Here is a 24,510-nt window from a genome sequence, read left to right on the forward strand (position 1 = left end):
TTTACCACTTGTCCGCCTTGCCCACCGCCGCGGCAAACTTTGCCAGGCGCACGTCCAGATGCCGAGGCCGATGCCCGTGATCTTCGGCCCGCTCCTTGCGCCGGATGGCGTTGCGGACCATCAGCAAGTCGAGTTAACGAATCGGCTGCGGCGGCTTGCCCGCGATGGCCGCGCCGGGGTCTATTTGTCCGGAGCCAACCCAAAGAACGCCTGGATCAAGCGCAAACCCCGCCGCCGCTCCATGCACCCCATCATGTGCCGATTCACCAACCCCTCGCCCATGATCGGTACCGCAGCCACACGCGGGTCATGACTGACTTCTACCGACGACACCACGCCAACCCCCAAATCGGCCGCCACGGCTTCGGTCACGGCCTCGCGGCTGTCCAGCTCCAGCAATACCCGAGGGCTGACATTGGCCTGAATACAGGCGTCATCAAACGTGCGACGGGTGATCGAACCCGGCTCACGCAACACCATGATCACCTGGTCCAGTTCCTTGAGCGATACCTTCAAACGTTTCGCCCAAGGATGATTTTCCGGCACCAACGCGCAGATCCGTGACTCGCTCAACGCCTGCAAATGCAGGCCCTTGCGTGGTTCGACTTCAGTGAGTACCGCCACGTCTGCATGCTCGGACAATAACGCAGCCAGGGTCTCCTGGGCATTACCCAGCCGCAGGTTCACCGTTATCCCAGGGTAACGCGCGCGCAAACTGGCAAGCATCGGCATGACCATGTGCGGCCCGTCCGCCGCCACCTCCAGGCGCCCGGTAAGCAACTGCCGGTTCGCCTCCAGCATCACTTGCGCCTCCTCCGCCAGGCCAAACATTGCCCGGGTAATGGCCGCCAATTTGGTGCCCTCCTCGGTCAGTTCTACCCGTCGGGCCGTACGGCGCAACAAGGTGATCTGGTAATGCTCCTCCAGGGCCTTGATGTGCCCCGTGACTGCTGGCTGGCTGATGAACAGCCGCGCGGCTGCCCGGGTGAAGCTGCCTTCGCGCGCTACAGCATCGAAGGCCCGGAGCTGGAACAGGTTCATTAATAACTCTCACTGATGACTGGCATAACAATAAACAATTTGATTGATAGCACAGCAAATTGCAATTTAAGTCCCGTAGATTCATCCCATCGATTGCGAGGACACGAGAATGAGTACCGCCGAACCCATCCTGCTTACACCCGGCCCGTTGACCACCTCGGCGCGCACCCGTCAGGCGATGATGGCCGACTGGGGTTCATGGGATGACCGCTTCAACCAACTTACCGCCAGCCTGTGCGAGCAGTTGCTGGCGATCATCAACGGCGGCAGCAGCCACCACTGCGTGCCACTGCAAGGCAGTGGCACCTTTGCGGTCGAAGCAGCCATCGGTACCCTGGTGCCCCGTGACGGTAAGGTGTTGGTGCTGATCAACGGCGCCTATGGCAAACGCCTGGCGAAAATCTGCGAAGTTCTCGGCCGCTCCTTCAGCACATTCGAGACCGCCGAAGACGAGCCCACCACGGCGGCCGACGTCGACCGCCTGTTGCGGGCGGACGCCAGCATTACCCACGTCGCGTTGATCCACTGTGAGACCAGCACCGGCATCCTCAACCCGCTGCCGGAAATCGCCCAGGTCATCGCGCAACAGGACAAACGCCTGATCATCGACGCCATGAGCTCCTTCGCAGCCTTGCCGATCGACGCACAGCAGGTGCCGTTCGATGCGCTGATCGCCGCCTCGGGCAAATGCCTCGAAGGCGTACCGGGTATGGGTTTTGTCTTCGCCCGCAAGGAAGCCCTGGCCAATGCCGCCGGCAACTCCCACTCCCTGGCCATGGACCTGTTCGACCAGCACGCCTACATGACCAAGACCGGCCAGTGGCGCTTCACCCCGCCAACCCACGTGGTCGCGGCGCTGCATGAAGCGCTGCTGCAATACAACGAAGAAGGCGGCTTGCCAGCCCGGCATCAGCGCTACGCCAACAACTGCCAGGTGTTGCTCGAAGACATGGCCAAACTGGGCGTGCGCAGCTTCCTGCCCGCGGCGATCCAGGCGCCCATTATCGTCACCTTCCATGCGCCCAAGGACCCGCGTTACCAGTTCAAGGAGTTCTACGAACGGGTCAAGGCCAAGGGTTTCATCCTCTACCCCGGCAAACTGACCCAGGTCGAAACCTTCCGCGTCGGCTGCATCGGCCACGTCAACCAGGCCGAGATGCAAGCGGCTGTGGCGGCGGTGGCTGAAGTGCTGCGGGAGATGGAAGTGCTCGAAATCTAGTCCCCCTGTTCGCGATGACGCCCGATCAGTCAGCACACCGTTGAATGAAAGACCGCTATCGCGGGCAGGCTCACTCCTACATAAAGCCAATCACCTGAACATTGTGCTCACACAGGAATTCGTCACCATGAACTACAACAACCCAACCAAACTCCAGGCCGCCATCCTCGACTGGGCCGGTACTGTCGTCGACTTCGGCTCTTTCGCACCGACCCAGATTTTTGTCGAAGCTTTCGCCGAGTTCGACGTCCAGGTGTCCATTGAAGAAGCTCGCGGGCCGATGGGCATGGGAAAATGGGATCACATCCGCACCCTGTGCGATCAGCCGCCAGTCGCCGAGCGTTATCGCGCCGTGTTTGGACGCACGCCCACCGACGATGACGTCACCGCCATCTACAAACGTTTCATGCCATTGCAGATCGAGAAAATCGCTGAGCATTCGGCGCTGATCCCGGGCGCACTGGACACCATCGCCAACCTGCGCCAACAAGGCATCAAGATCGGTTCCTGCTCCGGTTATCCGAAGCAGGTCATGGACAAAGTTGTCGAGCTGGCGGCCACCAACGGATACGTCGCCGACCACGTGGTTGCCACCGATGAAGTCCCGAACGGCCGCCCATGGCCGGCCCAGGCGCTGGCCAACGTGATAGCCCTGGGTATCGACGATGTCGCCGCTTGCGTGAAAATCGACGACACCGTACCGGGCATTCTCGAAGGACGTCGCGCGGGCATGTGGACGGTCGCTTTGATTTGTTCGGGCAACGCACTGGGCCTGGACTACGAGAGCTATCGCGCCCTTGGCAGCGACAAGCTGGATAGCGAGCGCCAGCGCATCCACGCCATGTTCGAAGGCTCGCGCCCGCACTACATGATCGACACCATTTCGGACCTGCCCGAAGTCATCGCCGACATCAACAAACGCCTGGCCAACGGCGAGACGCCGCAGGCGAGCTGATCACGCTGCCTTGATCCCACAAGGCGCCAGCCCTAACCAGTCCTGGCGCCTTTTTTTGGACTGAAGGTTGACCCAGGACATTGAAAGACTGATCGCGAGAGGCGTACGAGGCAAAACGGGCTTACAGTTAACACACACCGTCAAAAAGAGCGGTGAACCTGCAAACCGCCCGTGAGGAATACCCGTATGCCCTGGAAGAGTTCTGAATCACGTTACAGCACCGTATCCATCTCTCTGCACTGGTTGATGCTGGTCCTGCTGGCGCTGGTGTATGCCTGTATCGAGTTTCGCGGAGCATTCCCCAAGGGCAGTGGCGGGCGGACGCTGATCACCGAGTCGCATTTCATGCTCGGCCTGACGGTCTTTGTCCTGGTATGGCTTCGACTTCTCGCGCGCAGTGTCGGCCCCGCCCCCAAGATATTCCCGGCATCACCGCGCTGGCAGAATGTACTTGCCAAGTCCATGCACTGGGCGCTTTACCTGTTCATGATTGCCATGCCATTGCTGGGGTGGCTGGTGACCAGTGCCAAGGGACACCAGGTGATGTTCTACGGCTACGACCTGCCGTTGCTGATCGCGGAAGACAAAGCGCTGGCCAAACAGATCGAGGGCTGGCACGAGCTGGGTGGCACGATCGGCTACTGGCTGATCGGGCTGCATGCCCTGGCGGGGCTTTATCACCATTATGTAGTGCGTGATAACACCTTGTTGCGGATGATGCCCAAGCGGGGGTAAGGCGAGCGCGGACTTCGCCGCTGTTACAGGGCTGTTATTGGGGCTGGAATCCTCGCCGGCCTTGCAGGCCGCCAGTGTGGATGAAGATCAGGCGTGCTCCTTTTTTGAGTCTGCCAGCTTCGATGTACTGTTTTAGCGCAAACAGTGCTTTGCCTGTATAGAGCGGTTCCAGTGGAATACCGCTGGCCTGCTCGGTCTTTTCGATAAAACCAAGCAACTGTGGATCGACCTTGGCGAATCCGCCGCGACTGGCGTCGAGCAATTCATATGCGCTCAGGGGCGAGCCGGCCTGCCGCACGATTGATTCAACCTGCTGTGCCACGCCATGACCGCCCGGCACCGTCAGCGCGCCGTGCACCGGATGCACTCCCGCCTCAGCAAGCACCAGGCCGGCCAGGGTAGTACCGGTTCCACAGGCCAGCCACCAACCGTCGTAATCGCTCCAACCCAGGCTGTTCAACCGCTGCGCGACCATCGACTTGAGTTGCATGCAACCTTTGGCCCCGAGCAAACCGCCCCCCCCTTCCGGCACCGCCTGCAAGCCAGGATACAGGCCGTGCCAGGGGTCCCAGAAACCCGCGTCATGCCGGGCGCGATAGCCGCCATAACCCAGCCAATGCAATTGCATGCCAAAAGCCTGCAAGTCTTGCACGGTCGGAGTGTCCTGCGGATGACCGCGCAACAGACCCACGGTGGCGAACCCGAAACGCTTGCCCGCCGCCGCTAATGCGTGGAGATGATTGGAGTAGGCGCCGCCAAGGCTGATGATGCCTTTGGCACCGGCGAAGTCTGCGACCTTCAGGTGCTCGATGAGCTTGAACCATTTGTTGCCGCTGATCAGCGGGTCGATCTGGTCGAGGCGCAGGATCGCGACTTCGATGCTGGATTGCGATAGCCAATCAAGCTGAAGGCGTTCGAGGGGGGCTTGAGGGAGCCAGTCGCAGGAGTGGAGAAGCATTGATGCCGACTCTAGGTAACAAGCCGGCATATTAGCAGCCCAGTTGTGGCGAAGGTGTTTGCTCACCACTGTTAGGGAGTGGGGCGTTACAACTGCGCAGCCAGCCGCGAACCCTGGTTAATTGCGCGTTTAGCATCCAGCTCTGCCGCCACATCCGCACCGCCGATCAGGTGCACGCTCTGTCCCGCCGCGACCAGGCCATCTTGTAACTCACGCAATGGATCCTGCCCGGCGCAGATCACGATATTGTCCACCGCCAGCACCTGGGGCTCGCCGGTTTCGCCAATGCGGATATGCAAACCCTGGTCGTCGATTTTCAGGTACTCGACGCTGTTGAGCATCTGTACCCGTTTGTTTTTCAAACCCGTGCGGTGAATCCAGCCGGTGGTCTTGCCCAAGCCGTCGCCGACCTTGGATTTCTTTCGCTGCAGCAGAAACACTTCACGGGCAGGGGCATGTGGCTCAGCCTTGATACCCGCTACGCCGCCACGCGCCTGCAGATCCGTATCGATGCCCCACTCTTTCCAGAACGCTGCCCGATCCAGGCTGGTCGACACGCCCTGGTGCACCAGGAACTCCGAGACGTCGAAACCGATGCCGCCCGCACCGATCACCGCCACGCGCTTACCCACCGGTTTGCGCTCGAGGATAACGTCCAGGTAACTCAACACCTTGGCATTTTCGACGCCCGCAATCGCCGGAGTTCTCGGCGCAATACCGGTGGCGAGGATGATCTCGTCGAAACCACCGTCCACCAGTTGCGCGACATCGACACGGGTGTTCAGGCACAGCTCAACGTGGGTGGTCTGCAGTTTGCGAGCGAAATAGCGCAGGGTTTCAGAGAACTCTTCCTTGCCCGGCACGCGCTTGGCGATATTGAACTGCCCACCGATCTCGCTGGCCGAATCGAACAGCGTCACCTGGTGGCCGCGCTCTGCGGCCACCGTGGCCGCCGACAAACCGGCAGGACCGGCACCCACGACAGCAATTTTTTTGATCTGCTGCACCGGCAGGTAGTTGAGCTCGGTTTCATGGCAGGCCCGCGGGTTCACCAGGCAGCTGGTCAATTTGCCGCCGAAGGTGTGGTCCAGGCACGCCTGGTTACAGCCGATGCAGGTGTTGATTTCGTCGGCGCGGCCAGCGGCGGCCTTGTTGACGAAGTCAGCGTCGGCGAGGAATGGACGCGCCATCGACACCATATCGGCATCGCCTTCGGCGAGAATCTGCTCGGCGACTTCCGGCGTGTTGATGCGGTTGGTGGTGATCAGGGGAATGCTCACCGAACCTCGCAGCTTGGCCGTGACTTTGCTGAACGCGGCGCGCGGCACCTTGGTGGCGATAGTCGGGATCCGCGCTTCGTGCCAGCCGATACCGGTGTTGATGATGGTCGCCCCGGCCTGTTCGATGGCCTTGGCCAGGGTAACGATTTCTTCCCAGGAACTGCCGCCTTCCACCAGGTCGAGCATCGACAGGCGGAAGATGATGATGAAGTTCGGGCCTACCGCTTCGCGCACTCGACGGACGATTTCCACCGGCAGGCGCATGCGATTTTCGTAGCTGCCACCCCAGCGGTCGGTGCGGTGGTTGGTGTGAGCCACGAGGAACTGGTTAATGAAGTAGCCTTCGGACCCCATGATCTCCACGCCGTCGTACTCGGCTTTCTGTGCCAGGGTCGAGCAGGTGACGAAATCACTGATCTGTTTCTCGATGCCTTCCTCGTCCAGCTCTTTAGGCTTGAACGGATTGATCGGTGCCTGGATCGCACTCGGTGCGACCTGTTTCGGGCTGTAGGCATAACGGCCGGCGTGCAGGATCTGCATGCAGATCTTGCCGCCCGCCTCGTGCACGGCGCGGGTGACGATCAGGTGTTTGAGCGCTTCTTCCTCGGTGGTGAGCTTGGCTGCACCGGAATACACCCCGCCCTCGTCGTTTGGGCCAATGCCGCCGGTGACCATCAGGCCGACCCCGCCAAGGGCGCGTTCGGCAAAGTACGCCGCCATGCGTTCGAACCCACCCGGCTTCTCTTCAAGACCGGTGTGCATCGACCCCATCAGGGTACGGTTGCGCAGCGTGGTAAAACCCAGGTCCAGCGGGGCCAGCAGGTGCGGGTAATGGGCGGCGGTCATTGGTAACTCCACATCGAACGATCACGGAAAAAGTGCAGGAGCTCTGCGGCCCCCGTCATTCATGTTGGACAGACTAAGAGTCGCGCAGCCATCGCTCAATGACCGAAACTGACAACTTATTGATCCAAATGCGCAGCGCCCCTTGGCAATCGCCAGCGTGGGCCCTACCCTAGTCTCGAACCCTGCACACGGCCGTTGACTGTTTCCCCATGCGCAAACTTCTGTACCTGACTTTATCCATGGCAATTATCGCCGCCCTGACGACCTACGCAATGTGGGCCGCCGACCGTCCGGTGGGACATTATCTCTCCGACCTACGTATCGATCTTGCCGTCGACCAAGGTACCCCGGGCAACCATGGCAACCTGCTAGGTATCCAGCCCGAGCTGTTCCCCACTGACTATCAAAGCCCGGCGCGCCTGCATCGCAAACTGGCGGCTTATCTGCAGAAGGCTCAGGAACAGGGCCTGCTCAACGACAAGACCATCGTCGTGCTGCCGGAACATGTCGGCACCTGGCTGATGGTGAGCGGTGAAAAGGACGAGTTGTACCAGGCTACCACTCTGAAGGAAGCCATGAACTGGCTGGCTGCGAGCAACCCCTTGAAGTTCGCCAAGGCATGGGTCAGCGCCAAAGGTGACAACCGCCTGGACGACGCCTATTTGCGCATGAAGGCCAAGGGCATGGCCAAGGACTACCAGGCGCTGTTCGGTGGCCTGGCGAAAGAATTCAACGTGACCCTGGTCGCAGGCTCCATCGTGCTACCTGAACCGAGCGTCATCGACGGCAGGCTGAAAATCGGCCGTGGGGCGCTGTTCAATAGCAGCGTGGTGTTTGGTCACGACGGTTTGCCGATTGGCCAGCCACAACGGCAGATCCATCCCGTGTTCGATCAAACTGATGTGATCGCTGCCAATGGCGAGCACGCGATGAATGTCGTCGAGACACCGGCCGGACGCCTCGGCGTATTGATCGGCAGCGACAGCTGGTATCCGGACAACTACCGCAAACTCAACGAACAGGGTGCGCAACTGGTTGCAGTACCGGCTTATATCACCGGCCGCGGGGCATGGGATAAACCATGGCGCGGCTTCAAAGGCCTGGCCACTCCGAGTTCGGTCAGCCTCAAGGCCGGTGAGCTCAGTGAAGGCCAGGCCTGGCAACGCCTGACTCTGACTGCGCAACCACCTAGCAGCCAGGCCATCGGCGGCATGAGCGTGTTCCTGCGCGGCCAGTTCTGGGACAAGGGCAGCGCCGGCCACAGCTTTCTCAGCAGCAACGGGCAGCATCTCGCCGACGGCGACGCCCGCGGCGCACGCCTTCTGAACCTCTGGCTGTAAGGCATGAAACCGCTGCCAATGCGTCTTGGAGACTTGTCGGTGGGCTTCGTCCATAGCCTGGCCGATGCGGTGCGCAGCCACGACCTGGACCCGCAGCCTTTGCTCGAACAATACGGGCTGGACGCCGCACGCTTGAGCGAAGCCGGTGCCCGGTTATCGATCCCGCGCTACATGCGCCTGGGCCACAGCGCCATTCAACTGACTGGCGATCCCGCCTTGGGCCTGCGCATGGGCCAGCTGAGTCGATTGAGTCAGGCCGGCTTGGCGGGTATCACCGCCTCCCAGGCCCCGACAGTGCGCGAAGGGGCCCGCTGCCTGATTCGCTTTGAAGCCCTGTACGGGTCCAATTACCGTGGCCAATCGAGCTTTCACGAAGACGCCCAAGGAGCCTGGTTGCGCTTCTATTCCATTAGCCCCTACAACAGCTACAACCGCTTCGTGGTGGATTCGATCATCTCTGGATGGTTGCACCAACTTTCTAGTCTGTGCCCTGCCCCGTTGCGTGCCGAACGCATCGAAGTCGAGTTCCAGACTCCAGACTACGCCCAAGCTTACGAAGGCCTGGGTGATTGCCCGATTCAGTTTGGCAGCGAGCAAAACCAGCTGCGCTTGAGCCTCGCCAGCCTCGGTCAACGCAATGCGGAGCACTGCCCCAGCACCTGGCGCCACCTGCTGCAGCTGTGTGAACGGGAATTGGAACAATTGACCCGCACTCGCAGCCTGCGCGAACGCATCACTCAGCTGCTGGGGCCGTTATTGAATGGTGGCCGGGAACCCGACCTGGAGGAAGTGGCCGCACGCCTGAAGCTGCCCACCTGGACCTTGCGGCGCAAGCTTGCCGAGGAAGGCACGCAATTTCGCGCAATACTCAACGACACCCGTCGCGACTTGGCCATGACCTACATTCGTGACACCGAACTGGCATTCGGAGAGATAGCCTATTTGCTGGGCTTTGCTTCAGCCGAAGCCTTTCAACGGGCGTTCAAGCGCTGGAGCGCCCAGACCCCCGGAGAATTTCGTCGAAGCCATCGCCAATCCGCCTGAGACCTAGAGCTCAGTAGCATCTTCTGCAGGCTCCAGCGGATCGAGTTCAAATGCCTGATACTCGAGCAGTTCTTCTTGATATTCGTCCATTGTTACATCCCTCACTGCTCGTTAAAAACATTGCCTGATTAAATGACCAGCGCCTTGAGCATAAAGTGCCCGCATGAAAGAAAAATGACGCAGGCACGCCGCTCGGCCGCTACTCAATAAAACGTAGCAGGCACCTGGTGATTTATCGCAGGTTTGTTTCGAGACAGGCCGTAGAACTACGGCCGGGGTGACGTGGATCAATTCAACCAAATGTTACTGGCCCGAAGCAGGCATGGCCGGGATCGGCTCGCTGGGAGGCGGCAGGCTCGATTCAGGTGGCGGCGTGATCGCTTCAGTAGACGGCGCAGGCTCGCTGACTTCGACTGGCGTGATCGGTGCATCTTCAGCCGGTGGAGCAATAGGCTCGGAGGCAGTTGGTGCCGTTTCGACCACGGCTGGAGCAGGTTCCGCTACCGGTGCTGCGGGCGACGGCTCGGCAGCCGGTGCTGGTGTTGAAGGAGGTGCCAACGCAGCCGGTGCGGCATTGGTTTCAGGCATGCCCAGATCTGTTTTTGGTTTTTGCGGAATGTGTGCAGCTTTTTTTGCCTCCGGCGGCAGGAACAGTTCGACCAAGGCAAAAAAGCGTTCGTAGAACTTCGCAGACGACACCGTTTCGCTGGCCACCTTGACCATCGAATCATCGGACGAACCGATGGGCATCGACACCGAGCCCAACACGCCGACACCCAGGCTGGCGGAATTGTTGGTTTTCTTCAATGCATAGCGGTCCTGCAGGGCGTTGGCGAACACGGTCGCGTGGTGCCCTTCGCTACCGTCATCGGCACACACCACACTGAAGCTGATCTCCATATGGGTTTCGCCGGTCTGTTGAAAACTCTTGTGACCACTCACCAACTTTGGATCGCTGCTGGTGATGATATAGCCTTGGCTCAGCAGAGCCCGACGGGCGGCTTCGCAGGTTTGTGCGTCCGTCACCGGGTAATTGCGTGAAAACGTACCGGAGTCATCGAAGTTCTCATGCTCGTAGATGGCGGCCTTCTTCGACGAACAGCCAGCAGCAGCGCCCAGCACCAACGCCAGCCCGACAACACGCATGGGAAATGATCTAAACATTGAACATCCTGAAGAAAACAGTTCGGGGCGTATTGTGCAACAGAACGATGCTTAGCGTCGCATCGATTGCGTCTTGTAACAATTGCAGCTTAGTTGACCATCATTTCAGGCAAGCATTCCCTGTGGGAGTCCGCTTGCCGTCGATAGCAATGGTCAATTTTGCGCCGCCATAGCTGCTACGCGAGCATAAAAAACCCCAACCGAATGGCTGGGGTTTTTGTCTAACGTGAGGCTTGCTCAGGCATCAGAAACGCTTGATGTCTGCAGCGCTCTCCAACTGTTTGCGGTATGCCGCAAAATCCTGCTGGCCAATGCGCGAGGCGAGGAAGCGACGGTATTGAGCCTTCTCTTCGTCGGTCGGTGCAGCGCCTTCATTGACGCCGTTCAGTCGCACGATCACCAGGCTGCCATCAGCCAAGGTCACGCTGCTATAGGTCGATTGATCCTTGGCAGCCGGCTTCGGCATGCGGAACAACGCTTGCAGGACAGTCGGGTCAACCCCTTCCTGACCGCGAGTGGCGGCTTCGATGACTACCCAACCTTCACCGTCAATGGCCTTGTCCGCTGGCGCTTTACCCTCGCGCAGGCTGGCGATCAGCTCGTCGGCCTTGGTCTTGGCAGCAGCACTGGCGTGCTCCTTGGCCAACTGCGAACGAATGCTGGCATTGACGCTTTCCAGCGGCAGTTGTGCAGGCTTCAGGTGCTCCTTGGCCCGCAGCACGATAACGGTTTCAGGATCCAGTTCGATGGCGGTGCTGTTGGCACCTTCACTCAGTACTTCTGGGCTGAACGCTGCAGTGACCACGGCACGATTGGCCGCAACACCTTCGCCACCCTCACGACCAAACGGCTTGGAGGTATGCACGGTCAGCTTAAGGTCCTGTGCCGGCTGGGCCAGGTCGGAGGCTTCGAACGCCGAATCTTCGAGCTGCTTGGTAGCTTCGACGAAACGCCGCTCTACCTGCTGGGTTTTCAGTTCGCGGGTCAGCTTGTCCTTCAGACGGGCAAACGTCGGCACTTCAGGTGCTTCCACGCCCAACAGCTTGATCAGGTGGAAACCGTAATCGGTGCGAACTGGTGCCGAAACCTGATCCTTGGCCAGCGCGTACAACGCAGTTTCGAAGGCCGGATCATAAACACCCTGCCCTGCATAACCGAGGTCACCGCCGTTGTTGGCCGAACCTGGATCCTGGGAAACCTCCTTGGCCAGTGCCTCGAACTTCTCGCCTTTGGCCAGGCGAGCCTGAATCTCTTCGATCTTCGCCTTGGCTTGCGCCTCGGTGACCTTGTCATTCACTTCGATCAGGATATGCGCAGCCCGACGTTGCTCGGACAGGTTCGCGATCTCTTTCTGATAAGCCGCCTGCAGGTCTTCGTCCTTGACGCTAACCTGATCGAAGAAGGAGGACTTCTTCATTTCGACGTAATCGATGATCACCTCGTCCGGCGTCATGAATTCCTTGGCGTGTTCGTCGTAGTAAGCCTTGACCTCATCGTCAGTCAGCTTCACAGCCGCCGGATCGGCCTTGACATTCAAGGTCGCGAAATCGCGGGTCTGTTTTTCCAGACGAGCAAACGAAAGCACCTGGGCATCGGTGACAAAACCGCTGCCCGCGAGGCCTGCGCGCAGTTGGCCGATCAACATTTCCTGACTCAGCATCTGACGGAATTGCATCCGGCTGTAACCCAATTGACGGATCACCTGATCAAAACGCTCGGCGCTGAACTTGCCGTCCACCTGGAATTCAGGGGTCTGCAGGATCACTTGATCCAGCGCGGCCTCAGAAAATGCGAACTTCGAGTCCTGTGCACCTTGCAGCAACAGTTTACGGTCGATCAGGCCCTTGAGGGCCGATTCGCGCAGCATTTTCTCGTCGAGCAGCGAGGCATCGAAATCCTTGCCCAGCTGTTGCATCAGCTGGCGGCGTTGCATATCAACCGCCTGGCTTAGCTCGCTCTGACTGATCTCTTCACCGTTGACCTTGGCCGCGTCCTGGCTATTACTCGTAGCCTGGAATATGGCTTCGACACCGGTGAAAGCCATCAGTACAACGATGATCCCGATAATGGTTTTGGCAATCCAGCCTTGTGAATTGTCCCTGATATTCTGCAGCATGCGTCCCCCAGAAACGGTTGAACTTCAAAATTAGGCAACCGTGGAGCGTGGGTAGAATCCGGATAGAAGAAAGGCGCATCCGAGGATGCGCCTTCTCGTAACTGGCGGAGCGGACCGAGGGGATCGAACGTGCGACCCTCGGCGTCTCGGACCGGCGACTCGCCGACTGGACTACCGCTCCGCTGCCAGGTCAGGCATGACCCCGACCCGGATAGGCAAAAACCTGAATCGAACTTAGTTGACAGCTTCTTTCAGTGCTTTACCGGCTTTGAAACCTGGTTTCTTGGCGGCTGCGATTTCCAGCGTCTTACCGGTCTGTGGGTTACGACCAATGCGAGCTGGGCGATCAGTCACGGAAAACGTACCGAAGCCAACCAGAACAACAGAGTCGCCAGCCTTGAGAGCGCCAGTAACGGATTCGATTACAGCGTCCAGCGCACGGCCAGCAGCAGCTTTCGGGATATCAGCGGATGCAGCGATAGCATCAATCAGTTCCGACTTGTTCACTCTAAGTCCCCTTATATCTATTTGAGTATGATTCTAAGTTTTTTGGTGAAAGCAAAAACGAGTGCTGAATGGCCTACAGACACTATAAGAGCCGCTTTATAACAAGGGCTCTAAAAAGCTGTCAAGGAAGCCCCCCAGGCAAATGCGTATTAATGTGTACTAATTCTTTCCTTGGAATCGGACTCGCGCTTTTCGTCCTTCGCGACAATCTCCGGAGCCACATCTGGCAAGGGCTCCGGCGCGTATTGCAGCGCAATTTGCAGGACCTCGTCAATCCATTTAACCGGTTTGATCTGCAGATCAGCCTTAATATTGTCCGGAATTTCCTTGAGATCACGTACGTTCTCTTCAGGAATGATCACCGTCTTGATTCCACCACGGTGTGCCGCGAGCAGTTTTTCCTTCAAACCGCCAATGGCCAGCACCTGGCCACGCAGGGTGATTTCCCCGGTCATGGCAACGTCCGCGCGCACTGGGATCCCGGTGAGGGCCGACACCAGTGCCGTGCACATACCTACACCGGCGCTAGGGCCGTCCTTCGGGGTCGCCCCTTCTGGCATGTGGATATGCGTGTCGCGTTTCTCGTGGAAGTCCAAGGGAATCCCCAGGCTCTTCGCCCGACTGCGCACAACCGTCAATGCAGCGGTGATCGACTCGACCATTACGTCACCCAGGGAACCGGTCTTGATCAACTGGCCCTTGCCTGGAACGACTGCGGCTTCGATGGTCAGCAGTTCACCGCCTACCTGGGTCCACGCCAGCCCGGTCACCTGACCGATCTGATCCTGGGATTCGGCCAGGCCGTAGCGGAATTTCCGTACGCCCAGGAAATGTTCCAGCATGTCGGCAGTGACCTTCACCGAGAAGCGTTTTTCCAGAGCGTGCTCTTTGACCGCCTTGCGGCACACTTTGGCAATCTGGCGCTCCAGCCCCCGCACACCGGCTTCGCGGGTGTAGTAGCGGATGATGTCGCGGATCGCTTCGGCGTCGAATTCCAGTTCGCCTTTCTTCAAGCCGTTGGCAGTGATCTGCTTGGGCGAGAGGTACTTGACGGCGATGTTGATCTTCTCGTCTTCGGTGTAGCCCGGCAGACGAATCACTTCCATCCGGTCGAGCAGCGCCGGCGGGATATTCATGGAGTTGGAGGTGCACAGGAACATCACATCGGACAAGTCGTAGTCGACTTCCAGATAGTGATCGTTAAAGTTGTGATTCTGCTCGGGGTCGAGCACTTCCAGCAACGCCGATGCCGGATCACCACGCATGTCGCTGCCCATTTTGTCGATTTCATCGAGCAGGAACAGCGGGTTACGCACGCCTACTTTCGTCATCTTTTGAATCAATCTTCCTGGCATCGAACCGATGTAAGTACGGCGATGACCACGAATTTCAGCTTCATCACGCACGCCACCGAGGGCCATGCGCACGAATTTACGATTGGTCGCGTGGGCAATGGACTCCGCCAGGGAAGTTTTACCCACACCTGGAGGGCCGACCAGGCACAACACCGGACCGCGAATCTTTTTCACGCGTTTTTGCACGGCGAGGTATTCGAGGATCCGCTCTTTAACTTCTTCCAGACCGTAGTGGTCGGCGTCGAGAATGTCTTCGGCGCGCGCGAGATCCAGGCGAACCTTGCTCTGGGCCTTCCACGGCACCTGCACCAGCCAGTCAATGTAAGAACGCACCACGGTCGCTTCCGCCGACATCGGCGACATCTGCTTGAGCTTATTCAATTCGCCCTGGGCTTTGGCCAGGGCATCCTTTGGCAAACCGGCGGCATCGATGCGCTTTTTCAGCTCTTCGATTTCGTTGTGGCCTTCATCGCTGTCACCGAGCTCCTTCTGAATGGCCTTCATTTGCTCATTCAGGTAGTACTCGCGCTGGCTGCGCTCCATTTGTTTCTTAACGCGACCGCGAATGCGTTTCTCGACCTGCAGCAGATCGATCTCGGCATCCAGCAACGCCAAGACGTGCTCGACCCGGGCCGACAGATCGATGATTTCAAGAATTTCCTGCTTCTGCTCGATCTTCAGAGCCATGTGCGCGGCCATGGTGTCGACCAGGCGACCCGGCTCGTCGATGCTGTTGAGCGACGACAGGACTTCAGCCGGGACCTTCTTGCCCAACTGCACATATTGTTCGAACTGGGCCAGCAGGCTGCGAACGAAGACTTCCGACTCGCGCTCCGGGGCGTCGACTTCTTCTATCAGGGAGACTTCTGCACGGCAATGGCCGTCCACTTCACTGAAGCGCTCGACGGCGCCGCGCTGCTCACCCTCGACCAGAACCTTGACCGTGCCATCAGGCAGCTTGAGCAGCTGCAGGACAGTCGCAATGGTACCTACGCGATAGAGGGCATCTTCACCGGGATCGTCGTCTGCAGGGTTTCTCTGGGCCAGCAGAAGGATCTGCTTGTCGCCCGTCATCGCGGCCTCGAGGGCTTCGATGGATTTCTCGCGCCCCACGAACAGCGGGATAACCATGTGCGGATAAACCACAACATCACGCAATGGCAAGAGAGGCAATTCGATGGTTGTCTTCATGATTTCGCCTCTACGGCGGCCATAAGGCCGTAAACAGATGGAAGTAAGCTTGAAACCAAGATGGGGGCTGCCTTGAAAAAAAACAAGCGCAAAGACTGTGTTAAAACCTGCAAAAAGCAAAGGGGCCCGAAGGCCCCTTCTTTATTCCAGCTGCCTGACGCTTAAGCGTCTGGCGCGGCCTTGGCAGCCGGCTCACTGTTTTCGTAGATATACAGTGGCTTGGACTTGCCTTCTATCACGCTTTCGTCGATCACCACCTTGCTCACCTCGGACTGCGAGGGGATTTCATACATGGTGTCGAGCAGTACGCCTTCGAGAATCGAGCGCAGTCCACGGGCACCGGTCTTGCGTTCCAGGGCACGTTTGGCTACCGATTTCAGTGCGTCAGCCCGGAATTCCAGGTCAACACCTTCCATCTCGAACAGCTTGGCATACTGTTTGGTCAGAGCATTTTTCGGCTCGGTGAGAATCTGCATCAGCGCAGCCTCATCAAGCTCGTCCAGCGTAGCAAGTACCGGCAGACGGCCGACAAATTCCGGGATCAGGCCGAACTTGACCAAATCGTCAGGCTCGACTTCACGCAGGGACTCTCCGACTTTCTTGCCTTCTTCCTTGCTGCGCACTTCGGCGTTAAAACCGATACCACCCTTGGTGGAACGGTTCTGGATGACTTTCTCCAGACCGGAAAACGCACCACCACAGATGAACAGGATGTTCCGGGTATCAACCTGAAGGAATTCCTGCTGCGGATGCTTGCGACCACCTTGCGGTGGAACGGAAGCGACCGTGCCTTCGATCAACTTGAGTAAAGCCTGCTGCACGCCTTCACCGGAAACGTCCCGAGTGATCGACGGGTTGTCGGACTTGCGCGAGATCTTGTCGATCTCATCGATGTAGACAATGCCCATCTGGGCCTTTTCCACGTCGTAATCGCACTTCTGCAACAACTTCTGAATGATGTTCTCGACATCTTCACCTACGTAACCCGCCTCGGTGAGGGTGGTGGCGTCGGCGATGGTGAACGGAACGTTCAGCAAGCGGGCAAGTGTTTCGGCAAGCAAGGTCTTACCCGAGCCTGTCGGGCCGATCAGCAAGATGTTGCTCTTGCCGAGTTCGACGTCGTCATTCTTTTTGTCGCGTTGGTTCAGACGCTTGTAGTGGTTGTACACCGCTACGGCCAGAACCTTCTTCGCACGCTCTTGACCAATCACATACTGGTCAAGGATGCCGCTGATTTCTTTAGGCGATGGCAATTTATGCGCGCTGCTTTCGGCCTGGGCTTCCTGCACCTCCTCACGGATGATGTCGTTGCACAGGTCGACGCACTCGTCGCAAATAAAGACCGAGGGACCGGCAATCAATTTGCGCACTTCATGCTGGCTTTTGCCACAGAAGGAGCAATAAAGCAGTTTGCCGTTGTCCTCGCCGTTGCGGGTGTCAGTCATTCGATCGATCCAAATCCGATAGGCTTGCAACACAAGATGAAGGCTATTGCGGGCTTTTTCAAGTCCGCAGGTGATCAGATAAGCCGACCAGCCCTATTTTGAGCTGCTTATTTTAAGCTGGGCGCTGGGCGATCACTTCATCGATCAGCCCGTACGCACGCGCGGCTTCTGCACTCATGAAATTATCGCGGTTGGTATCGCGCTCGATTTCTTCGAGAGTGTGCCCGCTGTGCTTGGCCATCAGCGTATTGAGGCGCTCGCGAATGAACAGGATTTCCTTGGCATGGATTTCGATATCCGACGCCTGGCCCTGGAAGCCGCCCAGTGGCTGGTGAATCATCACGCGCGAGTTTGGCAGGCAGAAACGCTTGCCCGCAGCACCGGCCGTCAGCAGGAATGCGCCCATGCTGCAAGCTTGCCCAATGCAGGTGGTCGACACGTTCGGCTTGATGAATTGCATGGTGTCGTAGATCGACATGCCTGCAGTTACCGAACCGCCTGGAGAGTTGATGTAGAGATGGATGTCCTTGTCCGGGTTTTCCGCTTCAAGGAACAGCAGTTGCGCACAGATCAGGTTGGCCATGTAGTCCTCTACCGGGCCAACCAGGAAAATCACCCGTTCCTTCAGAAGACGCGAGTAGATGTCATAGGCGCGCTCGCCCCGAGCGGATTGCTCGACAACCATCGGGACCAAGCCGCCTGCGGCCTGGATATCAGAGTTCTGCTGAATATAAGAATTACGGAACATGCTCTGCAGTCGCTCCAAATAGTTATGTCTTGAATACGCATAAGCCAGCGCGAAGGCTGGCTTATGGTATGTACTTCTTAGCGCAAAAACGATCAGTCGGCTTGTGCAGCTTCTACCGGCTTGACTGCTTCTTCGTAAGAGACCGATTTGTCGGTCACGTTAGCCTTCTGCAGAACAGTATCCACAACTTGCTCTTCCAGCACAACCGAACGGACTTCGTTCAGTTGCTGGTCATTTTTGTAGTACCAGGACACTACCTGCTCTGGCTCCTGGTAGGCCGAAGCCATTTCCTGAATCATCTCGCGAACGCGAGCTTCGTCAGGCTTGAGGTCGAACTGCTTGACCACTTCAGCCACGATCAGACCCAGCACAACGCGACGCTTGGCTTGTTCTTCGAACAGCTCGGCAGGCAGTTGGTCAGGCTTGATGTTGCCGCCAAATTGCTGAACTGCCTGCACGCGCAGACGGTCAACTTCATTGGACAGCAAGGCTTTTGGCACTTCGATCGGGTTGGTGGTCAGCAGACCGTCCATTACCTGATTCTTGACCTTGGACTTGATGGCCTGACGCAGTTCGCGCTCCATGTTCTTGCGAACTTCGGCACGGAAGCCTTCCAGACCGGTTTCCTTGATGCCGAATTGAACGAAAAACTCTTCGTTAAGCTCTGGCAGTTTTGGCTCGGAAACAGTGTTCACGGTAACGGTGAACTCAGCGGCTTTGCCTGCCAGGTCGAGGTTCTGATAGTCCTCTGGGAAGGTCAGGTTCAGAACGCGCTCTTCGCCGGCTTTAGCGCCAACCAGGCCGTCTTCGAAACCAGGGATCATGCGGCCGGAACCCAGCACCAGCTGAGTACCTTTGGCAGAACCACCAGCGAACACTTCGCCGTCGACCTTGCCAACGAAATCGATGTTCAGCTGGTCGTCGTTCTGAGCAGCGCGATCGGCTTCTTCAAAGCGGGTGTTCTGCTTGCGCAGCACGTCCAGCATCTTATCCAGATCAGCGTCAGTCACGTCAGCGCTCAGGCGCTCTACAGCGATGCCGTCGAAACCGGCAACGGTGAACTCAGGGAACACTTCGAAGATGGCTACATATTCCAGATCTTTGCCAGCTTCCAGAGATTTTGGCTCGATCGAAGGAGCGCCAGCCGGGTTCAGCTTTTGCTCAACTACGGCTTCGTAGAAAGAAGACTGGATCACGTCCCCAACAGCTTCCTGACGGGCATCAGCACCAAAACGGCGCTTGATTTCGCTCATTGGCACTTTGCCTGGACGGAAGCCAGCAATCTTGGCCTTTTGGGCAGTCTGCTGCAGACGCTTGTTGACCTGAGTCTCGATGCGCTCAGCCGGCACGGTGATGCTCATGCGGCGCTCAAGAGCAGAAGTATTTTCAACAGAAACTTGCATGGATATTCCTCGTTGCACAGACGTTGGCCGGCCGTTTCCGACCCCAGAATCAAGGGCATGCATTCTAGTAGGTCAAACTCAAGAAGTCACCCTACTGAAAACGGGTAAAAACGCAGCAGGCAATTTATAGAAGCGGATACACCAATGCAGCCCGCCCCGATGGCAAATACGGTCAATCACGCCGGGGCTCTGCGCCAACCCTCCTATATATGGAAGCAGTTGCCGAACAGCCCCCGGACAGCCGACCTTGCGAGCAAGTCCGGCGGGTAGCGCGGCATCATCGAGAAACATAAATACGACGAAACGCCCCGCCACTGCGACCCAGTACCTGCGGCCGTGAATCACTGAAACCACTGAAACAAAAAAGGCGCCAGACTGTTAAATCTGGCGCCTTTCGAAATATGGGGTGGACGATGGGGATCGAACCCACGACAACGGGAGTCACAATCCCGTGCTCTACCAACTGAGCTACGCCCACCATGTAGCATGACAAGGTAACCAAGGTTTCCTGTCGAACCTCACTCAAGCCAAGCGGCCAGACTGAAGCTTTATTTGGTGCGGATGAAGAGACTCGAACTCTTACGCCTCGCGGCGCTGGAACCTAAATCCAGTGTGTCTACCAATTCCACCACATCCGCAGGTTGAAGCTTTTAAAGCAAAGGCGCCAGACTGTTAATCTGGCGCCTTTTGAAATATGGGGTGGACGAAGGGGATCGAACCCTCGACAACGGGAGTCACAATCCCGTGCTCTACCAACTGAGCTACGCCCACCATATCGCGTTACTTGTGCCAAAGCTGCCTAATGGCGCACCCGGCAGGACTCGAACCTGCGACCATCCGCTTAGAAGGCGGATGCTCTATCCAGCTGAGCTACGGGCGCCTTGTTAATCTGTACTCTTGGACGACTACAAACTAAGTGCTTTCAAGTCTCGCAGAATCGCAACCCCACTCAACCTTCTTAACCAGTGCTAGGCTGTGCCCGACAAGTGCGACGAATAGTATAGACCGCCCCAAAGGGCGTCAAATCCTTTTTAAAAAAAATTCATTTAATTAAAGGGGTTAGGGGAATTTGCAGACCAAGCGCCTTTGCCCTCACCTCATGACATGCGAGAATGCGTTCTCTTTTTTTCCCCTCTCGATGGTTAATCACGCGCAATGACTGCACAACTAATCGACGGCAAATCGATCGCCGCCAGCCTGCGCCAGCAGATCGCCAAACGCGTCACCGAGCGTCGCCAGCAAGGCCTGCGCACGCCCGGTCTCGCGGTGATCCTGGTCGGCAGCGATCCTGCCTCTCAGGTTTATGTCTCGCACAAGCGTAAAGACTGTGAAGAGGTCGGCTTCCTTTCCCAAGCTTATGACCTGCCTTCAGAAACCACCCAGGAAGCACTCACCGAGCTGATCGATCGCCTCAACGACGACCCGGCAATCGACGGCGTACTGCTTCAACTGCCCCTGCCGGAACACCTGGACGCGTCCAAATTGCTGGAACGCATTCGCCCGGACAAGGACGTTGACGGTTTCCACCCTTATAACGTGGGCCGCCTCGCCCAGCGCATCCCGCTGCTGCGCCCTTGCACCCCCAAGGGCATCATGACCTTGCTGGAAAGCACAGGCGTTGATCTATACGGCATGAATGCGGTGGTCGTCGGCGCATCGAATATCGTCGGTCGCCCGATGGCCATGGAACTGCTGCTGGCCGGCTGCACCGTGACTGTCACCCACCGCTTCACCAAGGACCTGGCCGGCCACGTTGGTCGCGCCGATCTGGTAGTGGTCGCCGCCGGCAAGCCAGGGCTGGTGCGAGGCGAATGGATCAAGGAAGGCGCGATCGTGATTGACGTCGGCATCAACCGTCAGGATGACGGCAAGCTGGTCGGTGACGTGATCTACGAAACCGCCCTACCTCGCGCCGGGTGGATCACTCCGGTCCCGGGTGGTGTAGGTCCGATGACCCGTGCGTGCCTGCTGGAAAACACCCTGTACGCAGCGGAAACCCTGCATGGCTGATTGCATTTTGTGCCGCGCATGCTGAGCAAAAAAACCCCGCCAATCGCGGGGTAATGAGATGGTCACCCCCAACACCCTGTGAGGGCTACGCTTTCACGGGGTGTTTTGTTTTCGGAGGCCATCATCATGAGCGAGTCAGTACTCATCGGTATCGATCTCGGCAAACATACTTTCCACCTGCACGGCCAGGATAAGTCGGGCCGCGAGGTCTTTCGCAAAAAATGCTCACGAGCGCAGATGATGCAGTTTTTCGGCAACTCGCCGAGCTGTGTCGTGATGATGGAAGCCTGTGCGGGGTCGCACTATGTTGCTCGTCAGTTGGCGGCAATGGGGCATACGGCCAAGCTGATTTCCTCGCAGTTCGTTAAGCCCTTCGCCAAGGCCAACAAAAATGATTTCGTCGATGCAGAAGCGATTTGCGAAGCCGCTTCACGTCCATCCATGCGCTCCGTTACACCTAAAACTGAATCCCAGCAAACCCTGTCTGTGCTGCATCGGATGCGCGAATCATTGGTGCATGACCGCACCAAAACGGCTAATCAGATGCACGGTTTTCTGCTTGAGTTTGGGATCAGCCTGCCCCAGGGGCTTGGCCATCATGAGGCGTTTGGCGAGCGTTTTGGCGAGCACGAATTACCCGTTCGTCTGACAGTACGGTTGCAGCGCCTGCACGATCACTTCGTCTACCTGGATGAGCAAATCAAAGCGCTGGATAAAGAGCTGGCGGGCTAACCACACCCCCCGTTGATCAGTATTGCAAAAATGGGGGTGACCCTAGATTTTTGTGCCCGCCAACCGGCACCTACCATTCGCCGGAAACACGCTGTTTTGTACGTCTTTTCAAGGACTTTCACCTGTTATTTGATCAACCATCGACAGTTCTTCAGCCATACTCCTAAAATGCGTCGGTTTTAAGAAACAGTCCGTTACAAAAACGGCTTATCCACCTCTTATGAGTCTGCCAGCGTGAAAATCCGTCTTTCCATCCTGACCCTGGTTTTTGCAGTTACAGGGACATTCATCACGCCAACGATCAACGCCGCCGAAACCACCTCGGCACCTCGGGATGCCTCACAACTGAAGATCGCCTCCGGCAGCGCGCTGCTGATGGATCTGCAGACCAACAAAGTCATCTACGCCAGCAATCCGGACGTGGTCGTGCCCATCGCTTCTGTCAGCAAGCTGATGACCGGCCTGGTGGTTGTTGAAGCACGGCAGAACATGGATGAATACATTTCCATCAACATCAGCGACACGCCGGAAATGAAGGGTGTGTTCTCCCGGGTCAAGCTCAACAGCGAAATGCCGCGCCGGGAAATGCTGCTGATTGCACTGATGTCCTCGGAAAACCGCGCCGCCGCCAGCCTGGCCCATCACTACCCAGGCGGCTACGTCGCGTTCATCGCCGCTATGAACGCCAAAGCCAAGGCATTGGGCATGTCCAGCACTCACTTCGTCGAGCCCACCGGCCTTTCCCCTCGCAACGTATCGACAGCGCGCGACCTGAGCAAACTCCTGGTGGCCGCCCATAAGTACCCGCTGCTGACGACACTCAGCACCACCAAAGAAAAAACCGTGTCGTTCCGCAAGCCCAACTACACCTTGGGCTTTCGCAACACCGACCATCTGGTGAACAAACCAAACTGGGACATCCGCCTGACCAAGACCGGTTTCACCAACCAGGCCGGACACTGCCTGGTGCTGGTGACAACCATGGGCAATCGCCCGGTCGCCCTGGTCATCCTCGATGCTTTCGGCAAATACACCCACTTCGCCGATGCCAGCCGGATTCGCAGCTGGGTGGAGACCGGCAAGGGTGCCAGCGTTCCGTCGGTCGCCCTGCAATACAAGTCGGAGAAGAATTTGAAAAACCGCCAGAGCGGCGTGGTCGAGGCGTCCAAATAAACGCAGCCGTAATAAAAAGCCCCGATCACTCGGGGCTTTTTATTGCCTGCTTTCAATCGTTCGGCAGCGGCATCTGATCATCATTCGCAATGCCATCTCCCGCGCCTGGATCCTTACGCTGTTCGGTCGGCGTCACCAACGGACGCGCTAGCGGATCACGCTGCGCACTGTCCGGATCAAGGACGGGGTCGATGTCGTCCTCAAGCGTAGTCGGAACACTGTCCGGACGTTTGTCATTGAAACTCGAATCGGTAGACATATGCACCTCGCAGGAAGTCAGGGTTTCAAATCAGCTAGCGGGTCATAAGGCTTGGCTGGAGCCTTCTCGTCCTTGTTCGGATTCTTGTCCCGCGGAGCAATGGCGGGTCCGACGGGATCAACCTGAGGATCAGCAGCGTCAGGCGAATCAGGATCAAAACCCAGGTCGTCACCGGACGAATGCTCCGATGAATGCGGGCCTGCGGGCGTGTTTGAATGTGCCATGGGCGCCTCCGTGGTCTGGCCCGGAAAATCCGGGCCTTGTACTTCAGAGGCCAGCGACGCGTGACGGTGCCCGGCAGATGACGAACGGACCTACTGAGTGCCCAACGCCTTCTTCGCCCGGGCTGCAGCTTGCTCCTGCCCGGCCTGAGCCAGATCATTCGCCGCCTTCAGCCAGCGTTGCGGGTCGACATTGACAGGAATCTGGTCCGGTTTCTGAAGCAATACCGCCCAACCGCCACCGTCCTTGAACGCCGACTCGAATGAACTGAAGCTCATCAGCATCCGGCGATTCATGCTGGCGCGCAACAGCACGGTCTGCTTCTGGGTGTTGTAACCGGACAGAATCGCGTAGCGCGGCTCAGCCCAGAACGCCGAGCCTTCGGTGAAGCGCACCATCACCGGATAGCCGGCGGCCACTTGGGCGAGCAAGGCTGGCAGCCTGTCGTCCAGGGCATAGACCACCAGGCCGTATTCGCGAGCAAGGTTGAGCATGTTCTGCGGCAGCTGAGCTTCGCCAGCCGGCAGATGCAGCGGCTTGTCGAGCATACCGGGAGTGATCGCCACGCCCTGCTGCGACAGCAGGCTGGCCAGCACCTGCGGACCACTTTGATGGGTCTGCCCGCGATAGAAGGTACCACTGAGCTCAACCCGTTCCGGCAGCCGTTTGATTTCCGGCGAAACACTTCCCGCGCAGCCGACCAGGCCCGCAAGGCTCCCCGCAAGCAGTGCTGCACAAATAATTCGAGGAAATAGCCGTACCATCAT

At 58.0% G+C, this 24,510-nt stretch carries 20 protein-coding genes, 4 tRNA genes and 2 pseudogenes; 8 read left to right on the plus strand and 18 right to left on the minus strand.

Annotation, left to right across the window (positions count from 1 at the left end; genetic code table 11):
* Position 1: 1 nt before the first annotated feature.
* A pseudogene (locus L9059_RS20855) lies at positions 2-154 on the minus strand (FAD-dependent oxidoreductase); the annotation flags it as partial.
* A gap of 26 nt (positions 155-180) precedes the next feature.
* Positions 181-1,041, minus strand: coding sequence for a LysR substrate-binding domain-containing protein (locus tag L9059_RS20860; RefSeq protein WP_247292810.1), 861 nt, complete (start codon positions 1,039-1,041; stop codon positions 181-183).
* Between the two features lie 109 nt (positions 1,042-1,150).
* On the opposite strand from L9059_RS20860, the gene L9059_RS20865 reads away from it, so the two are divergent.
* The 3 genes from L9059_RS20865 to L9059_RS20875 all read left to right on the plus strand — a co-directional run bounded on the left by L9059_RS20865 (position 1,151) and on the right by L9059_RS20875 (position 3,950).
* Positions 1,151-2,260, plus strand: coding sequence for a 2-aminoethylphosphonate--pyruvate transaminase (locus L9059_RS20865; RefSeq protein ID WP_247292811.1), 1,110 nt, complete (start codon positions 1,151-1,153; stop codon positions 2,258-2,260).
* Between the two features lie 127 nt (positions 2,261-2,387).
* The gene (phnX, locus tag L9059_RS20870) at positions 2,388-3,215 is read left to right on the plus strand and encodes a phosphonoacetaldehyde hydrolase (protein WP_247292812.1); all 828 of its coding nucleotides are present in this window, start codon (positions 2,388-2,390) and stop codon (positions 3,213-3,215) included.
* Positions 3,216-3,401: 186 nt separating this feature from the next.
* On the plus strand, positions 3,402-3,950 hold the full coding sequence (locus L9059_RS20875; protein ID WP_247292813.1) for a cytochrome b: 549 nt from the start codon (positions 3,402-3,404) through the stop codon (positions 3,948-3,950).
* Between the two features lie 34 nt (positions 3,951-3,984).
* Here L9059_RS20875 and L9059_RS20880 read toward each other — a convergent pair whose 3' ends face one another.
* Both L9059_RS20880 and L9059_RS20885 read right to left on the minus strand, forming a co-directional pair.
* Positions 3,985-4,908: a 1-aminocyclopropane-1-carboxylate deaminase/D-cysteine desulfhydrase gene (locus L9059_RS20880; RefSeq protein ID WP_247292814.1), complete on the minus strand. Its 924-nt coding sequence runs from the start codon at positions 4,906-4,908 to the stop codon at positions 3,985-3,987.
* A gap of 86 nt (positions 4,909-4,994) precedes the next feature.
* Positions 4,995-7,034 carry an NADPH-dependent 2,4-dienoyl-CoA reductase gene (locus tag L9059_RS20885; RefSeq protein WP_247292815.1) on the minus strand — a complete coding sequence of 680 codons (2,040 nt, stop codon included), beginning with the start codon at positions 7,032-7,034 and terminating at the stop codon, positions 4,995-4,997.
* A gap of 209 nt (positions 7,035-7,243) precedes the next feature.
* On the opposite strand from L9059_RS20885, the gene L9059_RS20890 reads away from it, so the two are divergent.
* Positions 7,244-8,374, plus strand: a complete 1,131-nt coding sequence (locus L9059_RS20890; protein ID WP_247292816.1) for a carbon-nitrogen hydrolase family protein — start codon at positions 7,244-7,246, stop codon at positions 8,372-8,374.
* A 3-nt stretch (positions 8,375-8,377) separates the two neighbouring features.
* Entirely contained in the window at positions 8,378-9,418 is a 1,041-nt protein-coding gene (locus L9059_RS20895) for an AraC family transcriptional regulator (RefSeq protein ID WP_247292817.1), read from the plus strand.
* A gap of 303 nt (positions 9,419-9,721) precedes the next feature.
* Here L9059_RS20895 and L9059_RS20900 read toward each other — a convergent pair whose 3' ends face one another.
* The 11 genes from L9059_RS20900 to L9059_RS20950 all read right to left on the minus strand — a co-directional run bounded on the left by L9059_RS20900 (position 9,722) and on the right by L9059_RS20950 (position 20,227).
* On the minus strand, positions 9,722-10,582 hold the full coding sequence (locus L9059_RS20900) for a DUF2242 domain-containing protein (RefSeq protein WP_247292818.1): 861 nt from the start codon (positions 10,580-10,582) through the stop codon (positions 9,722-9,724).
* Positions 10,583-10,826: 244 nt separating this feature from the next.
* Positions 10,827-12,698, minus strand: coding sequence for a SurA N-terminal domain-containing protein (locus L9059_RS20905; RefSeq protein ID WP_247292819.1), 1,872 nt, complete (start codon positions 12,696-12,698; stop codon positions 10,827-10,829).
* 234 nt (positions 12,699-12,932) lie between these two features.
* Positions 12,933-13,205 carry an HU family DNA-binding protein gene (locus L9059_RS20910; RefSeq protein WP_002552737.1) on the minus strand — a complete coding sequence of 91 codons (273 nt, stop codon included), beginning with the start codon at positions 13,203-13,205 and terminating at the stop codon, positions 12,933-12,935.
* Between the two features lie 149 nt (positions 13,206-13,354).
* On the minus strand, positions 13,355-15,751 hold the full coding sequence (lon, locus tag L9059_RS20915) for an endopeptidase La (protein ID WP_247292820.1): 2,397 nt from the start codon (positions 15,749-15,751) through the stop codon (positions 13,355-13,357).
* A gap of 161 nt (positions 15,752-15,912) precedes the next feature.
* The gene (gene clpX / locus L9059_RS20920; RefSeq protein ID WP_007946893.1) at positions 15,913-17,196 is read right to left on the minus strand and encodes an ATP-dependent Clp protease ATP-binding subunit ClpX; all 1,284 of its coding nucleotides are present in this window, start codon (positions 17,194-17,196) and stop codon (positions 15,913-15,915) included.
* A 112-nt stretch (positions 17,197-17,308) separates the two neighbouring features.
* Positions 17,309-17,944, minus strand: a complete 636-nt coding sequence (gene clpP / locus L9059_RS20925) for an ATP-dependent Clp endopeptidase proteolytic subunit ClpP (RefSeq protein WP_247292821.1) — start codon at positions 17,942-17,944, stop codon at positions 17,309-17,311.
* Between the two features lie 92 nt (positions 17,945-18,036).
* Positions 18,037-19,347: a trigger factor gene (gene tig, locus L9059_RS20930; RefSeq protein ID WP_247292822.1), complete on the minus strand. Its 1,311-nt coding sequence runs from the start codon at positions 19,345-19,347 to the stop codon at positions 18,037-18,039.
* 402 nt (positions 19,348-19,749) lie between these two features.
* Positions 19,750-19,825, minus strand: a tRNA-His gene (locus L9059_RS20935).
* 75 nt (positions 19,826-19,900) lie between these two features.
* Positions 19,901-19,985: transfer RNA gene (locus L9059_RS20940), tRNA-Leu, on the minus strand.
* A 57-nt stretch (positions 19,986-20,042) separates the two neighbouring features.
* Positions 20,043-20,118: transfer RNA gene (locus L9059_RS20945), tRNA-His, on the minus strand.
* Positions 20,119-20,150: 32 nt separating this feature from the next.
* Positions 20,151-20,227, minus strand: a tRNA-Arg gene (locus tag L9059_RS20950).
* A gap of 275 nt (positions 20,228-20,502) precedes the next feature.
* Here L9059_RS20950 and folD point away from each other — a divergent pair.
* The 3 genes and pseudogenes from folD (at position 20,503) to pbpG (ending at position 23,262) form a co-directional block, all read left to right on the plus strand.
* Positions 20,503-21,357, plus strand: coding sequence for a bifunctional methylenetetrahydrofolate dehydrogenase/methenyltetrahydrofolate cyclohydrolase FolD (gene folD, locus L9059_RS20955; protein ID WP_247292823.1), 855 nt, complete (start codon positions 20,503-20,505; stop codon positions 21,355-21,357).
* Positions 21,358-21,483: 126 nt separating this feature from the next.
* Positions 21,484-22,083: pseudogene (locus tag L9059_RS20960) on the plus strand (IS110 family RNA-guided transposase); the annotation flags it as partial.
* A 240-nt stretch (positions 22,084-22,323) separates the two neighbouring features.
* A complete protein-coding gene (pbpG, locus tag L9059_RS20965; RefSeq protein ID WP_247292824.1) occupies positions 22,324-23,262 on the plus strand; it encodes a D-alanyl-D-alanine endopeptidase in 939 nt (312 codons plus the stop codon).
* Positions 23,263-23,314: 52 nt separating this feature from the next.
* Here pbpG and L9059_RS20970 read toward each other — a convergent pair whose 3' ends face one another.
* The 3 genes from L9059_RS20970 to L9059_RS20980 form a co-directional block, all read right to left on the minus strand.
* Positions 23,315-23,521 (minus strand): hypothetical protein, encoded by a 207-nt coding sequence (locus tag L9059_RS20970; protein ID WP_247292825.1) that lies wholly within the window; start codon positions 23,519-23,521, stop codon positions 23,315-23,317.
* A gap of 17 nt (positions 23,522-23,538) precedes the next feature.
* On the minus strand, positions 23,539-23,745 hold the full coding sequence (locus L9059_RS20975) for a DUF6021 family protein (protein ID WP_247292826.1): 207 nt from the start codon (positions 23,743-23,745) through the stop codon (positions 23,539-23,541).
* Between the two features lie 90 nt (positions 23,746-23,835).
* Complete coding sequence (locus L9059_RS20980) at positions 23,836-24,507, minus strand: cysteine peptidase family C39 domain-containing protein (RefSeq protein ID WP_247292827.1); 672 nt, start codon at positions 24,505-24,507, stop codon at positions 23,836-23,838.
* Positions 24,508-24,510: the final 3 nt, after the last annotated feature.

This window comes from Pseudomonas violetae (genome assembly GCF_023072615.1).
In the GTDB taxonomy this organism is placed as follows: Bacteria; Pseudomonadota; Gammaproteobacteria; order Pseudomonadales; family Pseudomonadaceae; genus Aquipseudomonas; species Aquipseudomonas violetae.

Coding starts and splice junctions, on each gene's coding strand:
- L9059_RS20860 (WP_247292810.1), bottom strand. CDS start 1,041: ATGAACCTGTTCCAGCTCCGGGCCTTCGATGCTGTAGCGCGCGAAGGC.
- L9059_RS20865 (WP_247292811.1), top strand. CDS start 1,151: ATGAGTACCGCCGAACCCATCCTGCTTACACCCGGCCCGTTGACCACC.
- phnX (WP_247292812.1), top strand. CDS start 2,388: ATGAACTACAACAACCCAACCAAACTCCAGGCCGCCATCCTCGACTGG.
- L9059_RS20875 (WP_247292813.1), top strand. CDS start 3,402: ATGCCCTGGAAGAGTTCTGAATCACGTTACAGCACCGTATCCATCTCT.
- L9059_RS20880 (WP_247292814.1), bottom strand. CDS start 4,908: ATGCTTCTCCACTCCTGCGACTGGCTCCCTCAAGCCCCCCTCGAACGC.
- L9059_RS20885 (WP_247292815.1), bottom strand. CDS start 7,034: ATGACCGCCGCCCATTACCCGCACCTGCTGGCCCCGCTGGACCTGGGT.
- L9059_RS20890 (WP_247292816.1), top strand. CDS start 7,244: ATGCGCAAACTTCTGTACCTGACTTTATCCATGGCAATTATCGCCGCC.
- L9059_RS20895 (WP_247292817.1), top strand. CDS start 8,378: ATGAAACCGCTGCCAATGCGTCTTGGAGACTTGTCGGTGGGCTTCGTC.
- L9059_RS20900 (WP_247292818.1), bottom strand. CDS start 10,582: ATGTTTAGATCATTTCCCATGCGTGTTGTCGGGCTGGCGTTGGTGCTG.
- L9059_RS20905 (WP_247292819.1), bottom strand. CDS start 12,698: ATGCTGCAGAATATCAGGGACAATTCACAAGGCTGGATTGCCAAAACC.
- lon (WP_247292820.1), bottom strand. CDS start 15,751: ATGAAGACAACCATCGAATTGCCTCTCTTGCCATTGCGTGATGTTGTG.
- clpX (WP_007946893.1), bottom strand. CDS start 17,196: ATGACTGACACCCGCAACGGCGAGGACAACGGCAAACTGCTTTATTGC.
- clpP (WP_247292821.1), bottom strand. CDS start 17,944: ATGTTCCGTAATTCTTATATTCAGCAGAACTCTGATATCCAGGCCGCA.
- tig (WP_247292822.1), bottom strand. CDS start 19,347: ATGCAAGTTTCTGTTGAAAATACTTCTGCTCTTGAGCGCCGCATGAGC.
- folD (WP_247292823.1), top strand. CDS start 20,503: ATGACTGCACAACTAATCGACGGCAAATCGATCGCCGCCAGCCTGCGC.
- L9059_RS20970 (WP_247292825.1), bottom strand. CDS start 23,521: ATGTCTACCGATTCGAGTTTCAATGACAAACGTCCGGACAGTGTTCCG.
- L9059_RS20975 (WP_247292826.1), bottom strand. CDS start 23,745: ATGGCACATTCAAACACGCCCGCAGGCCCGCATTCATCGGAGCATTCG.
- L9059_RS20980 (WP_247292827.1), bottom strand. CDS start 24,507: ATGGTACGGCTATTTCCTCGAATTATTTGTGCAGCACTGCTTGCGGGG.